The organism is Lactobacillus kefiranofaciens (genome assembly GCF_014656585.1).
Classification (GTDB): domain Bacteria; phylum Bacillota; class Bacilli; order Lactobacillales; family Lactobacillaceae; genus Lactobacillus; species Lactobacillus kefiranofaciens.
Genome location: NZ_CP061341.1, coordinates 1,274,833 through 1,290,299 on the forward strand (window position 1 = coordinate 1,274,833; position 15,467 = coordinate 1,290,299).

Annotated in this window: 14 protein-coding genes and 1 riboswitch; of the genes, 2 read left to right on the forward strand and 12 right to left on the reverse strand. The window is 37.6% G+C overall.

The features are described 5' to 3' along the window. From dapB to lysA, 5 genes are read right to left on the reverse strand one after another with little or no spacing between them, the layout of a single operon-like run. On the reverse strand, positions 1–780 hold the full coding sequence (gene dapB, locus ICI50_RS06325; protein WP_013854280.1) for a 4-hydroxy-tetrahydrodipicolinate reductase: 780 nt from the start codon (positions 778–780) through the stop codon (positions 1–3). Continuing rightward, positions 773–1,708, reverse strand: a complete 936-nt coding sequence (gene dapA / locus ICI50_RS06330) for a 4-hydroxy-tetrahydrodipicolinate synthase (RefSeq protein WP_054640568.1) — start codon at positions 1,706–1,708, stop codon at positions 773–775. The genes dapB and dapA overlap by 8 nt, the downstream gene beginning before the upstream one ends. 1 nt (position 1,709) lies before the next feature. Beyond that, positions 1,710–2,864, reverse strand: a complete 1,155-nt coding sequence (locus tag ICI50_RS06335; protein ID WP_188891349.1) for an N-acetyldiaminopimelate deacetylase — start codon at positions 2,862–2,864, stop codon at positions 1,710–1,712. 1 nt (position 2,865) lies between these two features. After that, positions 2,866–3,576, reverse strand: coding sequence for a 2,3,4,5-tetrahydropyridine-2,6-dicarboxylate N-acetyltransferase (dapD, locus tag ICI50_RS06340; RefSeq protein WP_056941297.1), 711 nt, complete (start codon positions 3,574–3,576; stop codon positions 2,866–2,868). 16 nt (positions 3,577–3,592) lie between these two features. Next, the gene (lysA, locus tag ICI50_RS06345) at positions 3,593–4,906 is read right to left on the reverse strand and encodes a diaminopimelate decarboxylase (RefSeq protein WP_188891351.1); all 1,314 of its coding nucleotides are present in this window, start codon (positions 4,904–4,906) and stop codon (positions 3,593–3,595) included. 86 nt (positions 4,907–4,992) lie between these two features. After that, positions 4,993–5,166: riboswitch (Lysine riboswitch) on the reverse strand. A 203-nt stretch (positions 5,167–5,369) separates the two neighbouring features. Here lysA and ICI50_RS06350 point away from each other — a divergent pair. Together ICI50_RS06350 and dapF are read left to right on the forward strand one after the other, a co-directional pair. Next, on the forward strand, positions 5,370–6,725 hold the full coding sequence (locus tag ICI50_RS06350; protein ID WP_013854285.1) for an aspartate kinase: 1,356 nt from the start codon (positions 5,370–5,372) through the stop codon (positions 6,723–6,725). 15 nt (positions 6,726–6,740) lie between these two features. Beyond that, a complete protein-coding gene (dapF, locus tag ICI50_RS06355; RefSeq protein WP_013854286.1) occupies positions 6,741–7,745 on the forward strand; it encodes a diaminopimelate epimerase in 1,005 nt (334 codons plus the stop codon). A gap of 42 nt (positions 7,746–7,787) precedes the next feature. On the opposite strand, the gene yjeM is transcribed toward dapF, so the two are convergent. The 7 genes from yjeM to ICI50_RS06390 form a co-directional block, all read right to left on the reverse strand. After that, the gene (gene yjeM / locus ICI50_RS06360) at positions 7,788–9,299 is read right to left on the reverse strand and encodes a glutamate/gamma-aminobutyrate family transporter YjeM (RefSeq protein WP_188891353.1); all 1,512 of its coding nucleotides are present in this window, start codon (positions 9,297–9,299) and stop codon (positions 7,788–7,790) included. 114 nt (positions 9,300–9,413) lie between these two features. Further along, positions 9,414–9,689: a hypothetical protein gene (locus ICI50_RS06365; protein ID WP_054640249.1), complete on the reverse strand. Its 276-nt coding sequence runs from the start codon at positions 9,687–9,689 to the stop codon at positions 9,414–9,416. A gap of 114 nt (positions 9,690–9,803) precedes the next feature. Beyond that, positions 9,804–10,394 (reverse strand): ribosome biogenesis GTP-binding protein YihA/YsxC, encoded by a 591-nt coding sequence (gene yihA / locus ICI50_RS06370; protein ID WP_013854289.1) that lies wholly within the window; start codon positions 10,392–10,394, stop codon positions 9,804–9,806. After that, entirely contained in the window at positions 10,384–11,652 is a 1,269-nt protein-coding gene (gene clpX, locus ICI50_RS06375; protein WP_013854290.1) for an ATP-dependent Clp protease ATP-binding subunit ClpX, read from the reverse strand. The genes yihA and clpX overlap by 11 nt, the downstream gene beginning before the upstream one ends. Before the next feature lie 125 nt (positions 11,653–11,777). Next, positions 11,778–13,109, reverse strand: a complete 1,332-nt coding sequence (gene tig / locus ICI50_RS06380; protein WP_188891355.1) for a trigger factor — start codon at positions 13,107–13,109, stop codon at positions 11,778–11,780. A gap of 143 nt (positions 13,110–13,252) precedes the next feature. Continuing rightward, the gene (tuf, locus tag ICI50_RS06385; protein WP_013854292.1) at positions 13,253–14,443 is read right to left on the reverse strand and encodes an elongation factor Tu; all 1,191 of its coding nucleotides are present in this window, start codon (positions 14,441–14,443) and stop codon (positions 13,253–13,255) included. A gap of 190 nt (positions 14,444–14,633) precedes the next feature. Beyond that, on the reverse strand, positions 14,634–15,467 hold the full coding sequence (locus tag ICI50_RS06390) for a hypothetical protein (protein ID WP_013854293.1): 834 nt from the start codon (positions 15,465–15,467) through the stop codon (positions 14,634–14,636).

Sequence of the window (15,467 nt, forward strand, 5' to 3'; positions counted from 1 at the left end):
CTATAAAATATTTTCTAAGCCAATTACTAATTCATGCAATTGATCGACTTTTTCTAAAGCAACCTTTACTCCACCCATAAATGAACCACGATCAAATGAATCTTGACGGATGGTTAAAGCTTCACCAGGGCCACCGAACAAAACCTGTTCATGTGCAATATAGCCCGGCAAGCGTACCGAATGAATTTTAATTCCTTGATAATCGCCACCACGCACATTCTTTAAAGTCTCAATTTCATCTGGTGCAGTTTGATGGTTAGGTCGATTTTGGGCAATTAACTTTGCGGTTGACAGTGCAGTACCAGATGGAGCATCTTTTTTATCGGCATGATGCATTTCAATAATTTCGACATCAGGAAAGTACTTAGCTGCTTCTTGTGCGAATTTCATTAATAAAACAGCTGACATTCCAAAATTAGGTGCAATTAAGCCACCAACTTTTTCTTGTTTAGATAATTCAACTAGCTCTGCTTCTTGTGCATCGCTCATTCCGGTTGTACCTACAATGGGACAAATATGATGAGTGAGCGCAAATTTTACATTCTCATAAACTGCTTTTGGTGTAGTAAAGTCAATCCAAAAATCTGCCACACGATCAGGAATCTGCTCTAAGCTAGTAAAAATTGGAATATTTTTGGCTAAATGATATTTTTCTGGCTCATTTTTAGCTACTGGAGAAAGACCAGCTGCCACTTCATAACCTGCCATTTGATTAACCAAGTTAACAGCTTTTTGTCCCATAGCTCCGGTAAAACCTGCTATCAATACTTTTTTAGTCATTTTCAAGTTCCTTTCCTAAATCAAGTGGCAATTTTTGCATTAAGGCATGCTCAGCTAAACCCAAATGTTGTGCCAAAGTAGTCTTTTCTTCATCATTTAAACTAACTAAAGGCAAACGACAACCACCAACACTAAATCCTTGAGCATTCAGAACTGCTTTAACTGGAGATGGTGAAGGATACATAAATAAAGCTTGCATCTTTGGCGTTAACCAGCGCTGAATCTTAGCTGCCTTAGGATAATTGCCTTCATACAAGGCATCGTACATTTGACGCATTTCCTTAGTATATAAATGCGTGGCAACTGAAACGACTCCATTAGCACCGAGCAGCCGAGCAGTGAGAGCCTGGGTATCTTCGCCCGTAAAGACTTGGAAGTCAGTATCCTTGTGCTCAATAATGTATTCTAATTCTTCTAAGGAAGCGCATTGCTTAATGCCCTTAATATTCTTTAAATGCGATAGCTCAACTACTGTCTCTTTTTCCATTTTGACACCAGTTCTGCCAGGAATGTTATAAATCAAAAATGGCATTTCAACTTGATCATTAACCGCTGTAAAATGGGCAATCATGCTACGTTGATTTGGCTTATTGTACGGTGGAACTACAACTAGCGCATAATCGATTCCCTTAATTTCAGCTACTTCATTAGTAAACGCAATCGTCTCAGCAGTATTATTGCTGCCTGTTCCTGAAATTACTGGAACTCTACCATCTACGATCTGACCGAAATGTTGGTATAAAGCAATTTTTTCATCATGAGTCAGCGTTGGCATTTCACCAGTAGTCCCGCCAACCACAAAACCATTGCATCCCTGCTCGATCAGGTGGTTAACTAACTTTTCTAAACTAGCAAAATCAATCTTTTTATTCTCATCAAATGGCGTCACAATCGCCGTCAATAAATCTGCATCAATTAGTGTTGCCATATTATTTCTCCATTCTAGCAATTAAAAAGCCCTTAATTGCGTTGATCCCACGTTCAATACTCTTTTCATCGGGATTAAGCGTTGCTGAATGCAATTGTGAATTGGGATCACCGACTCCCAGCCAAAACATGGTGCCAGGAAACTTAGCTAGTAAAAAGCCAAAATCTTCACCGGTCATTTTAGGCTTAGTTTCAATAAAATTAACGTCAGGATTATTTTTCATATACTGAATGAAATTCTTAGTTAATTCTGGATTATTCTCCACCGGCCAATAACCGCCTTGATTCAAATCAAGTTTAACTTCCATATTATAGCTACGGCCGATTCCCTCACAAAGATCTTTCAAGCGCTGATCAATCTTTAAAATCATCTGCTGTGTCAGACCACGAATCGTTCCCTCAATCCTAGTATGATCTGCAATCACATTCCTAATTGTTCCTGCTCTGACTTTGCCTAAAGTAATTACGCCACTTTGAATTGGATCAATGCTGCGTGAAATCACGGTTTGAATCTGCATAATTAGACTAGCTGCGGCTACTACCGTGTCATTAGCATTTTGCGGAAAGGCAGCATGACCACCTTTGCCGATTAAATCAATGTTAACTTCGGTAGTGCCCGCAAATAAGGTCCCCAACCTACAGCCAATCGCTCCAGCAGGCAATTCAGGATTATCATGCAAGCCATAAAACTCATCTGGCTTGAATTTTCCTGTAAAGATCCCTTTTTCATAAGCCTGTTTGCCGCCACTTTCACTTTCCTCAGCTGGCTGAAAGAAAAATAATAAATTATCCTGAGGCTGATTTTCACTAAAGTAGCTCAGCAGACCCAAGGCAACCGTCATATGAATATCATGACCACAGGCATGCATAATGCCAGGATGCTTTGAGGCAAACTTTAATCCAGTCTGTTCAGTCACAGGCAAAGCATCAATATCTGTCCGATAGCCAATCGTTCTTTGAGGATTCTTTCCTTTTACTAAGACCAAGAGTGCAGTTGGTAATTGGGGTGGAGTCTTAATAGTCAAATAGTCTTGTTTAAAATCAGCAATTATCTTAAGTAAATACTGATGGGTTTGTTTTTCCTGCAGAGCTAATTCGGGGATTTCATGCAAATGTCTTCTAATTAAAATTAGCTCTTCTTCATTTAATACTGTCATCTTAGATCTTTCTCAAATTATCTTCTAAGCCTGTCTTGCTTTCGGTTTTTTCATCCACTTTTTTAATTACTTTAGCAGGAACGCCAGCTACCATCGTATGTGGTGCAACATCATGAGTAACAACGGCACCTGCGGCGATAACTGCACCTTCACCAACATGGACGCCTTCGATCACTACCGCATTAGCACCCATCACTACATCATCATCAATTTGAACTGGCTTAGCAGAAGCTGGCTCGATCACGCCAGCTAAAACACTGCCTGCACCAATATGACAATGTTTACCAACAATCGCACGACCGCCAAGCACAACTCCCATATCAATCATGGTGCCAGCACCAATTTCGGCGCCAATATTAATGATGGCTCCCATCATAATCACCGCATTTTTACCAATTAAAACTTGATCACGAATAATCGCACCTGGCTCAATCCGTGCATCAAATTTCTTCAAGTCGATTAATGGTACGGCTGAATTTCTAGCATCATTTTCAATATGATAAGCTTGAATTTGTTTCTTATTTCTCTTTAAAAACGGTTCAACGTCTTGCCAATCGCCAAAAATTACACCTGAATGTGCTTCCGTGTAATTTTCAATTTCAGCCGGGAAGTTTAATTGATCAAGTTTTCCCTTAATAAAAACTTTAACCGGCGTCTTTTTAGGAGCGTTGCCAATATAATCAATAATACTTTTTGCGTCTAGTTTTGCCATCTTTTTACCTCTTGTATTAATCTTCATTATATGATTGATCTAAATGAACCAAATCTGCTAAGCTTTCTCGTTTAATTACCAACTGAGCTTTGCTATTCTCGGCAAAAACAACAGCTGGCCGTGGATTACGATTATAATTGGAAGCCATAGAATAACCATAAGCGCCGGTGTCTAGCATGGCTAAAAGAGAGCCCGATCTCGTTGCTGGCAAGGCTTGGTCTTCTGCCAAAATATCTCCGCTCTCGCAGTATTTGCCTGCAATTCTAACATGTTCAGTTAACTCAGCTTGAGGATTAGTTGCTAATACTATCTCGTATTCAGCTTGATACAAAGCCGGGCGAATATTATCGCCCATTCCGCCATCTACTGTGACGTAAGGACGATGACCGGGAACAATCTTGCGGCTTCCCGTAGTATATAGGTTGTAACCAGCAGGGCCCACAATTGAACGACCAGGTTCAATATCAATTTCAGGAATTGGAAATGAAGCGGCCTTAGCTTCTTGTTTAATCGTCTTAACAATCGCTTTAACAAACTCTTCCGGTTTCAAAGGATGATCAGCTGCAACATATTTAATGCCAAAACCGCCACCAACATTAATAATCTTAGCAGTATAGCCATATTGGCTGCGCCAATTTTCAGCAACTTCCATTAACTTTTTGGCGGCCATTTCAAAACCATTTAATTCAAAAATTTGAGAACCAATATGGGCATGAATACCAACTAAATTCATTCTTGAATTAGCTAAAACCTGTTCTAAAGCTAAATCTGCCTGCCCTGATTCCAAATCAAAGCCAAATTTGCTATCAACTTGACCTGTTTGATCATATTCATGCGTATGAGCAGAAATGCCAGGAGTCAACCGAAGCATGACATCAATCTTGGTATTTTGCTCACGCAATACTTGATCAAGCAACTTAATTTCATGAAAGTTATCAATGATAATCTTTCCCACATGATTTTTAACGGCCATTTCAATCTCAGCTAACGATTTATTATTACCATGAAAACTAATTTGCTTTACTGAAAAATTTGCTTTTAAAGCTGTATAAAGCTCACCCGCAGAAACAACGTCAGTAAATGCGCCCTCACTAGCAGCAACTTGATACATTGCGATACAGGCAAAAGCTTTGCTAGCATAGCTAACCGCATATTTAACGTCTTCAGCCGCAAAAACTTTTTTAAAGGCACGAATTTGATTTCGAATTTTACTTACATCATAAACAATAAGTGGCGTGCCATATTTCTTTGCTAAAGCGACTGTATCGACACCGCCGATAGTCAAATGTCCTTGGTTATTAATCTGATCTTCTGAAATCTGTGGGTTCATGCTATCCTCCAACTTCTAAGAATGCGAAACGCTAATAAAAAATCCATTGCCTGCGCTAAACAAACAATGGATTAACTTCATTAATCTGTAGTCGATAGCGCTCCGCGAATTGTATTCGCGACAGTCCGTAACTTATTCAATCACGGCCCAGCTTATGCCTTTAGCGTGGCCAAGCTTCGGCAACTTTCCCTTTCACAATTAATCTTCATTTTGCCTAACTCATAATTGCTAGTGATGTCAGTTGCACCTCTTCGATTATCTGTAGTCTACATTCTTATTAAAATATAGTCAACAGTTTTATTATAAAATTTTAATTTTTGTTAAAACATCACGACTTTCAACCCTAAAATTTAGATTTAACAGTTGCAAGATTAAAAATTAATGCTAAAATTCAGGTAAATTTATTTTTATTCAGTAATTTAAATTAATAATTACTGAAATTGATGATTGAGAAGTTAAAACTATGAAAATAGTTAAATTTGGTGGTAGTTCGTTAGCTACTGGTACAAGTGTTGAGCAAGCATTAAAGATTATTCTAAGTGATACTGAAAGACAAGTAGTTGTCGTTTCTGCTCCTGGTAAACGAAGCAATGATGATATCAAGGTCACTGATCTATTAATCAAATATGCCAATGCTACCTTAAATCAAGAAGATCCCCAAGAGATTGTGCGTCAAATTTTTGCGCGGTACCAAGAAATTGGTCAATATTTTGGTTTGAATAAACAAGAATTAACAACTATTCAAAGCATCTTGCTTAATCTACCTAAAAAAGCATACCCCAACGACAGTTACTTAATGGCAGCTTTCAAAGCACATGGTGAACGACTTAATGCACGTTTAATTGCAATGATTTTAAAGCATCAAGGAATTAAAAGCCGTTTTCTTGATCCCGCTGAAGCTGGATTGATTGTTACTGGTGAGCCTAATGATGCATTAGTTAATCCAGAAAGCTATCTGAATTTAGATCAAATAAAAATTGCCCCCGATGAACGAGTTATTTTTCCAGGCTTTTTCGGAATTACTCCTTCTGGACATATCGCTACTTTTTCACGTGGCGGATCTGATATTACAGGAGCCATTTTAGCTAGAGGCTTTCACGCAGACTTGTATGAGAACTTTACTGATGTAAATGGCATTTTTGCGGCTAACCCGCATATTGTTGCGCACCCACGATCAATTAAACAGATGACCTATCGTGAAATGCGAGAACTATCTTATGCTGGCTTTTCCGTTTTTCATGATGAAGCATTAATTCCCGCAATTCAGGGACAAATTCCAATTAACGTCAAGAACACCCATGAGCCTGACAATCCAGGTACCATGATCGTCCCAGAAAAGAATTTTGAGCCGGATAATACTATTACTGGTGTAACTAGTCAGAAGCACTTTTCTGCCCTTTATTTACACAAATATTTACTGAATAAAGAAGCGGGTTTCACCCTCCGAATTTTACAGATCCTTTATCAACATAACATTCCTTATGAACATATGCCATCTGGGATTGATGACATTACCATTATTTTCAATAATGACTTTTTAAATGACCAATTAATTGATCAAATCTGTAATGAAATCCAATCTACGATTAATCCTGACCAACTTGAATGGATCGATGACTATGCAATCATTATGATAGTTGGCGAGGGAATGAAGAAAACGCATGGCGTTAGTCGGAAAATCTTAGATTCTTTAGACGAACATCAAATTTCACCACAGATGATTAATCAAGGTGCATCCCAAATCTCAATGATGATTGGCACCAAAAAAGAAAAGGCTGACGAAGCAGTTAAAATTATTTACAGACAATTTTTTAATTAGAAAGAAGGAAATTTTATGGTTAATTTACTAAAAGTACACGGCTCACAAAATCATTTTTTTATTCTGGATCAAACTGAATTAGATCAACCTCTATCAGATACTGAATTAAAAATTTTTACTAAAAAAATCACTAATCCTAATACTGGCATCTTAAACGGAGCTGACGGCGTGCTAGCAATTAATCAGCCAATTAGAAAAAATGCACTAGCTCAAATGCGAGTAATTAATACAGATGGTAGTGAAGCCTCAATGTGCGGTAATGGTCTGCGCACTGTAGCACGATATTTAAGCGAGAAATATCATCGTGATAATTTCTTAGTCGATACCATGAACGCTAGTCTACGCGTCAGAAGAGAGCAGGCTTTCGCTAAAGATGTTCCTGCCTTTGCCGTAGAGATTTCTCCGGTACATTTTAACAAGGAAGCTTTACCATTTAGTAACTTAGGCCGTGATCGCTTAATCGATGATTATGCACCTGAACTTTACCCCCAATTGCGTTTCACAGCGCTTGCCGTACCTAATCCACACTTAATTAGTTTTGTTACTCAGCAACAAATTATTAGCCCTATTTTAGGGATTGTCGGTAAAAGGTTAAATGACTCAAATCCTTATTTTACCGATGGCGTAAACGTTAACTTTGCCCAAATACTAGATAAAAATAAACTATTCGTTAGGACCTACGAGCGTGGCGTTGGCTTTACTAATGCATGCGGCACAGGAATGTCTGCTACTTCGCTAGCCTTTGTGTTAATTCGACCTGAGCAAGCTGAATTCAACACACCAATTACGGTCTTTAATCCTGGTGGAATGGTAAAAACCATTGTACATTACGACAATAGCCAATACTGGATTGAATTGATTGGCAATGCTACTTTTACCCAGCAGATCACTATTGCAGAAAGCGATTTAAGAAATAATGATTTTAGTAAAATAATTACTAAAAATACTGGTGAACAAACAGCTTATGAGAAGTTCATCGCTAATTTACCTAAATATAATGACATCACTACTTTAGCCTAATCAAAAAGACTTGCTTTTTTGCGCAAGTCTTTTTGCATAATTTTAATCTAAATCATCTAAGCCATTCTTTTTCTTCGAAATACAATAAAAGATATAAGCCACTAAGCCAAAGAAAATTGGGCCAAATCCTGTCCAAAAAGCTGTAGCATATCTGTGTTCCAAGACAGGTTCAAGCACAGTAAAAATAATCCCGGTGCAAACAATTATTTCAACGAAGATTACTAAAGCTACTGTCCATTTATAATTTGTAAATACCCTAAATTTGCGTGGATAATCCTTTTTCAAAAAGAAAGGAAACGCACCAATCAAGAAAATATACGGCGCAGTAGCAGCCACATTACCCATATCAGTTAAAATCTGATAAAAACTAGTTGCCGCACTACCGCCAAATAAAACGATACCAATTAAAACACATACGAAGATCGTCTGAGCCCACATCGCATTAGCAGGAATACCATGTTTATTCAATTTGGTAGCTGCTTTAGGCCATAAACGAGGATCAGACCCCATAATAAATGATTTAATTGGCGAATAAAGCAATACAAAGAAGGCACCTGTCATTCCCATTAATCCAGATAAAGCAATTGCCCTAGTGAATACTTTGCCAATCATTAAACTGGTATTAGGATCGAGATTCAAAGCATGCCCGAATGCTTTACCCAGCGTTCCATAAACTACATAGGTAATATTTCCAGTATTAGCGCCAGTTTGTACAATATCTCTTTGATAATTTACCGAAAAACCTGTCATAAAAATCATCAAAATATAAGAGATAATAGTAAATAAAATACCGATAATTAAGCCTTTAGGGAAATCTTTTTCAGGGTGCTTCATGCTATCAATTACCCCACCAACGGTTTCCATACCACCATAGGCAAAGACGGCATAGACAACGAATGAAATAATCGTAATTGGCGTCTGAAAATCCTTATTTGGTGAAACAATAAAGCTTTGCCAGCCGTGAATTGGCTGAGCAAACTGCCAGTGATTCATTATAATTACTACTAAACTTGAAAGAATGAAAACTAAATTCATAATAATCATGAACCAGCCGCCGATTGATGACATAATCTTAATTCCCGTTATTCCTCTAGAAGATAAATACGTAGAAATGATCATGAATAAAATAGCTAATACGCCTATCAGTTCTGTTCCTTGCAGACCAAAGAAATTCCAACTTTGTGTAGTATCTTTGCCAAAAATCAATGCGGAAATTGAAATCCATAATCGTGACGCGCTTGAAACAAGCCAAAGAACCCAGTTAGCTAGCCATACAAAAGTTCCAATAAAAGCCCATTTTTCACCAATTGATCCAGCTAACCAAGAATAAATACCACCCTGAGCATCATGAAAGGCAGATCCATATTCCGCCATCATCAATCCAGCCGGAAAGAAGAAACAAATTCCTGCTAGCACAAACCAAATAATTCCGGCATATGTCATTTGCCGATATGAAACAGAAACATTACCAAAACCATAAACAGTAGTAATAATCATTAGGACTAGGCTCATGGTCGTTAATGTCTTTTTAGTTTGTTTATTATCCTCATCCAAAACAAAACCTCTACTTTCTTTTCTACTCCTTTCATTCTATCATTGTTTCTTTAAAGCGCATTCATTCTAATAATCGTCTCATAAGAAAAAGCCGCCTATTATCAGCGGCTTTATTTATTCAGCTGTTAATTTGTTACCAGGCACGTCATCTAAATGAATACGAACATCATTAGCATCATTGCCAGCCTGATCTTTTTCTTCTAAGTTAGATTTCATTAATTCAGCCTTAGAGTCATTCGTTACGCTATCAGGAGCATTTAACCTCATTGTTTCAGATTCTGCGGCCTTCTTTTCTTTAATCTTTTTTACAAGGAAATATGTACCCGTAGCGGCAGCAGCAATTGCTCCGATAGTGGTTAATGCCATTACTACAATCTTCAAATTTACCATAGGAATACCTCTTTCTATAATCAACTATCTATTTTTCTTTTAATTATACGTGAATTAAGGGCTACTTTCATTTTTTATGCTTAACAAAACAAAAAGCACCATTTGGTGCTTTTTCTATTCATTAACTCTGTCTTCAATCCAATTATTCAATTCAGCAACGTGAAGCTTAGTTACAGAAGAAAAAGTTAAAACGGTCACATGATCATAATTTAAATCCAGCTTTTTCTTTAATTGAGCTAATGTTTTATTAACTTGGCTCTTTTTAATCTTATCCATCTTAGTGCAGACAACTAAGATAGGAATATTTAAATATTGCGCGTAATTATACATCGCAATATCGTCTTTCGTTGGTTCATGTCGACCATCAACTAAAATGATTAGGCCTTTCAAGTTGGGTCTAGTTTCTAAATAATCTTGGATCATCTGTCCAAACTCTTGCCGCTTCTTTTGTGATACTTTAGCATAACCATAGCCAGGAACATCTACTAAATAAAATTCTTCATTAACTAAGTAGAAGTTTAAAGTCTGCGTCTTACCTGGCTGAGAAGACGTTCTAGCTAGGTTTTTACGCTTAAGGAAGGTATTAATCAAACTGGATTTTCCCACATTAGATCGGCCTGCCAAGGCGATCTCAGGCAAGTTATCTTGTGGATATTGTGATTCTTTTACAGCACTAACGGCATAACTACTGCTTTTAATGATCATTGGCACTTACCTGCGAATCAGTGTCTTCTTTTTTCTTCCGAGTCACACGCGGCTGAGCATGACGAGTAATCACATCCTTGGTTACTTCGACTGCTTGAATATCCTTTTCACTAGGAGTTTCGTACATGATATCCATGATCGAATTTTCAATAATTGTTCTCAATCCACGTGCACCCATATTTCTTTGGATTGCTAAATCTGCAATTGCTTTGAGTGCACCATCAGTGAATTTTAACTCAACATCATCTAATGAGAGCAATTTCTTATATTGTTTAACCAAAGCATTCTTAGGCTCCGTTAAAACTCTCACTAAATCCTTGCTGCTCAACTTATCAAGCGTAGTAATAATTGGAATTCTACCGATAAATTCTGGAATCATTCCAAATTTTACCAAATCAGCAGTAGTTAAATGCCGAGTCCAATCATCAGCATTGATCTTATCAACTTCATTTTCTGCACCAAAACCGATGGTTTTCTTACCTAAACGGTTTTTAACAATTTGTTCGATTCCATCAAAAGCACCACCAACAATAAAGAGAATGTTAGTAGTATCCATCTTGATCATTTCTTGCTGTGGATGCTTGCGTCCACCTTGTGGCGGTACAGAAGCGATTGTTCCTTCGAGAATCTTTAACAAAGATTGCTGCACGCCTTCGCCTGAAACATCCCGAGTAATTGAGACATTTTCTGATTTTTTGGAGATCTTATCGATTTCATCGATATAAATAATGCCGCGTTGTGCACGTTCCAAATCATAATCTGCGTTTTGCAACAATTTAAGCAAAATATTTTCTACATCTTCACCAACATAACCTGCTTCAGTTAATGTAGTTGCATCAGCAATCGCAAAAGGCACATTCAAAATTCTTGCTAAAGTCTGTGCCAGATAAGTCTTACCAGATCCAGTTGGCCCAATCATTGCAATATTAGACTTTTGCAATTCAGTAGAAGAATCCACATCCATTTGGCTAATCCGCTTATAATGGTTATATACCGCAACAGATAATACTTTTTTAGCACGATCTTGCCCAATGACATATTGGTCAAGTTGCTTTTTAATCTCTACTGGTTTAGGTAATTCTCGAGCTGCCTTAATTGAATCAGCTCTTAATTCATCGTCAATAATTTTTTTAGCCAAGTCTACACATTCGTTACAAATATAAGCGCCGTTACCGGCAATCATTTTTTTGACCTGGTCTTGAGTTTTACCACAAAAAGAACATTTAATTTCTTCTTGATCTGTAAACTGATTTGCCATATTGTTCCTCCCTATATCTACCAAAATAGATTATCATACATTAACTAAAATTGGTAAATATCAAGCTTGAAGATCAAAAAAAGCGGCCTATAGCCGCTCTTTTTGATAAAAAGTAATAAAAATTATTACTTGTCTTCCTTCTTATCGTCTGATTCCTTTGCTTCAAGCTTTGCTTTAGCAACTTGCTTTGCATTATCAGTAATAAGATCCATAGCCTTACGTACAGTAATGTCGTGGCTCAACATGTCATCTGACAAAGTGTTACGTACAGTCTTTTCATCCATGTTGTATTCAGCAGCCAAGTCCTTGATTTCCTTGTCAATTTCTTCCTTAGTTGCCTTAAGACCCTCTTTATCAACGATAGCTTCAAGAACTAAGTTGGTCTTAACTCTTTCTGCAGCGTTCTTAGCAAATTGCGAACGTAATTGTTGTTCGTTAGTGTTAGTCAACTTGTAATAAGTTTGAGGATCAATACCTTGACGTTGCATATTACCTAAGTATTGATTCAGTTGAGTATCAACATCTTCTTGAATCATAGCATCAGGAATTTCGTCAACAGTGGCATTCTTTACTGCACCTTCAATTGCAGCTTCTTGAATAGCATCATTAGCAGCTTGTTCCTTTTGATCCTTCAAATTCTTCTTGATCTTGTCCTTCAAGTCATCAAGCGTATCTACTGAATCGTCAACATCCTTAGCAAATTCGTCATCTAACTTAGGAAGTTGCTTTGACTTAACTTCGTGAATCTTAGTAGCAAAGTGAGCTTCCTTACCAGCTAAGTTCTTTGCACCGTAATCCTTAGGGAAAGTTACTACAACATCTACATCGTCACCAGCTTCGTGACCAATAAGTTGATCTTCAAAGCCTGGAATAAATGCATTTGAACCTAATTCAAGTGAATAGTTTTCAGCTGAGCCGCCTTCAAATTCCTTGCCATCAATAGTACCCTTGTAATCGATAGTTACAGTATCGCCTTTTTCAGCTTTACCCTTCTTAAGAACAAGTTCAGCATTTTGTTCACGGCGTTTGTCAAGTTCAGCATCAACATCTTTTTGGTAAACACGGGGGTTTTGCTTTGGTACTTCAATACCCTTGTAATCACCTAACTTAACCTCTGGTTGAACAGTTACAGTAGCCTTCATAGTCCAGTCCTTGCCCTTATCCATTGATACAGGAGCAATTTGTGGTTGACCTACTGCATCGATACCTGCTTCTTTAACAGCAGCAGAATATGCATTAGGCAATACAATGTTCAATGCATCTTCGTATAATGCTTCTTCACCATAATATTGATCAAAAATTACACGAGAAACATGGCCTTTTCTAAAGCCAGGAACACGCAAGTTTTTCTTTACTTTTCTAAATGCTTGGTCTAAACCTAATTTAATTTCATCTTGTGAAATATCAAAAGTAAGATCACCGGTTGTCTTACCGGTCTTTTCCCATTTTACAGACATTAATAAAATACCTCCAATGTCAAGTTTGAGTTTGCTTCTTGCATACTAAGTTATCTTACCGTAAAAGTGCACAAAAAACAAATATAAAAGAAAAAGATGCGCTCCTGTGAAGAAGTGCATCTTTTCTGCTATAACGTTAGAAATTAGTCAAGGATTTCAGTAACTTGACCGGCACCAACGGTACGACCACCTTCACGGATGGTGAACTTAGTACCCTTTTCGATGGCAGCTGGCTTAATTAACTTAACAGTAAATTCTGTGTTATCACCAGGCATAACCATTTCAGTACCTTCTGGCAATTCAATTTCACCAGTAATATCAGTGGTGTGGAAGTAGAATTGTGGACGGTAGTCTGAGAAGAATGGGGTGTGACGGCCTCCTTCTTCCTTCTTCAAGATATAAACTTGACCCTTAAATTCCTTGTGGGTTTGAATTGAGCCAGGTGCAGCCAATACTTGACCACGAACAACTTGGTCACGGTCAATACCACGAAGTAAGATACCAACGTTATCGCCGGCTTCACCTAAGTCCAAAGTCTTGTGGAACATTTCCAAGCCAGTAACAACTGACTTAAGAACCTTGTCTACCAAACCAACGATTTCAACTTCGTCACCGATCTTAACAGTACCACGGTCGATACGACCTGAAGCAACAGTACCACGACCAGTAATAGTAAATACGTCTTCAACTGGCATTAAGAATGGCTTGTCAGTTTGACGTTCTGGAGTTGGGATGTATTCATCAACGATGTCCATCAACTTCAAGATTTGTTCTTGAGCTTCCTTGTCGCCTTGTAAAGCCTTAAGAGCTGAACCACGAACAACTGGAATATCATCACCAGGGTAATCGTATTCAGTTAATAAGTCACGAACTTCCATTTCAACCAAGTCGATAAGTTCTGGATCGTCAACCAAATCACATTTGTTCAAGAATACAACGATGTATTTAACACCAACTTGACGAGCAAGCAAAATGTGTTCACGAGTCTGTGGCATAGGACCATCAGTTGCAGCAACAACCAAGATGGCACCATCCATTTGTGCAGCACCGGTAATCATGTTCTTAATGTAGTCGGCGTGGCCTGGAGCGTCCATGTGAGCGTAGTGACGATTTTCAGTTTCGTATTCTACGTGGGCGGTGTTAATAGTGATACCACGTTCCTTTTCTTCTGGTGCAGCATCGATTTGATGATAATCTTCTGCCTTTGCCAAACCTTTTTCAGCTAAAACAGTAGTAATAGCCGCAGTTAAAGTGGTCTTACCGTGGTCAACGTGACCGATAGTACCAATGTTTACGTGTGGCTTAGTTCTAACGTAATGTTCTTTTTCTGCCATTAAAATGACCCTCCTGTAAATTTGCAAGAAGTCCGTTGAGATAAGTTAACGGATAATTCTCTGTTGAGTATTGTACTACTTTCTTCGGCAAATGCCTAGTAAAAAAGTTCGGACAAACTTTGCCTAACGAAAATATCCTTTGCTAATTATACTAAAATGTTCGAAAATGTAAACCTTTTTTACTTATTTTTTATTTTGGCAAATGTTTATAAACTTTTTCAAAGAGCATTTGATGAGTTCGTCCATCTTTTTTCTCTAAATAAGATACTAAATCACTAGCAAAACTATCTGGCTCATCAATATACTTGCTTAACTTAGGATATAAACTACCAATTACCAAGTTTGTTTCACCAATCATTAAAGGCAACTGACTAGGGTTATGGCTAAATTTCGTTCCAATTGCAGAAATTATTTCTTGATATTTAATTTCTTTTTCTAAAAGCTGAGTATCTACTGGAACAAAGCTTTCCAGATTGCCAATTACCCAGATCTTAAATTCGTCTTCCACCCCTAACCTAATTAAATCCTCACAAATTGATAAACGTACTGCAAATTCTGGCGTAGGATCTAATAATATGCTCTGAGCAAAAGTTTTAAAATTAATCAAATTTAATTTATGCAAATTTTCATAGTCGGCCTGAGTAACTTGTTTTTTTTGCTTGAAAGTTCGCATAATCTGCTGTTGCTTCTCCTCTGGAGCAGGTTCTACTTGCAATGGTAAAGACAGACCCGTTAAATGCTTTACCTGCATAGCCTCTATCAAATATTGATTTTTCTGTAGCGTTTTGCAATACAAGCGATAAACTCGCTGGTCAGAAAAAAGATCAGGCTCTTCTTTAATTAAAGCATAAGCCTGATCCTCTTGTTTATTAGCACAATATAATTCACATAATTGCAAGACAACATCCAATGAATGTTCTCCTCGCAATGACTCTTCTAAATTTTCAATGGCAGCATGCAAATTCCCATTATGCTGATTTTCAGCAGCAAGTTTCAATAAATTCTTTTGACTTACTGATGTCAT

Excerpts from the sequence above, each read along its gene's own strand:
- dapB (WP_013854280.1), bottom strand. The coding sequence starts at position 780 with ATGACTAAAAAAGTATTGATAGCAGGTTTTACCGGAGCTATGGGACAA.
- dapA (WP_054640568.1), bottom strand. The coding sequence starts at position 1,708 with ATGGCAACACTAATTGATGCAGATTTATTGACGGCGATTGTGACGCCA.
- ICI50_RS06335 (WP_188891349.1), bottom strand. The coding sequence starts at position 2,864 with ATGACAGTATTAAATGAAGAAGAGCTAATTTTAATTAGAAGACATTTG.
- dapD (WP_056941297.1), bottom strand. The coding sequence starts at position 3,576 with ATGGCAAAACTAGACGCAAAAAGTATTATTGATTATATTGGCAACGCT.
- lysA (WP_188891351.1), bottom strand. The coding sequence starts at position 4,906 with ATGAACCCACAGATTTCAGAAGATCAGATTAATAACCAAGGACATTTG.
- ICI50_RS06350 (WP_013854285.1), top strand. The coding sequence starts at position 5,370 with ATGAAAATAGTTAAATTTGGTGGTAGTTCGTTAGCTACTGGTACAAGT.
- dapF (WP_013854286.1), top strand. The coding sequence starts at position 6,741 with ATGGTTAATTTACTAAAAGTACACGGCTCACAAAATCATTTTTTTATT.
- ICI50_RS06365 (WP_054640249.1), bottom strand. The coding sequence starts at position 9,689 with ATGGTAAATTTGAAGATTGTAGTAATGGCATTAACCACTATCGGAGCA.
- yihA (WP_013854289.1), bottom strand. The coding sequence starts at position 10,394 with ATGATCATTAAAAGCAGTAGTTATGCCGTTAGTGCTGTAAAAGAATCA.
- clpX (WP_013854290.1), bottom strand. The coding sequence starts at position 11,652 with ATGGCAAATCAGTTTACAGATCAAGAAGAAATTAAATGTTCTTTTTGT.
- tig (WP_188891355.1), bottom strand. The coding sequence starts at position 13,109 with ATGTCTGTAAAATGGGAAAAGACCGGTAAGACAACCGGTGATCTTACT.
- tuf (WP_013854292.1), bottom strand. The coding sequence starts at position 14,443 with ATGGCAGAAAAAGAACATTACGTTAGAACTAAGCCACACGTAAACATT.
- ICI50_RS06390 (WP_013854293.1), bottom strand. The coding sequence starts at position 15,467 with ATGACATCAGTAAGTCAAAAGAATTTATTGAAACTTGCTGCTGAAAAT.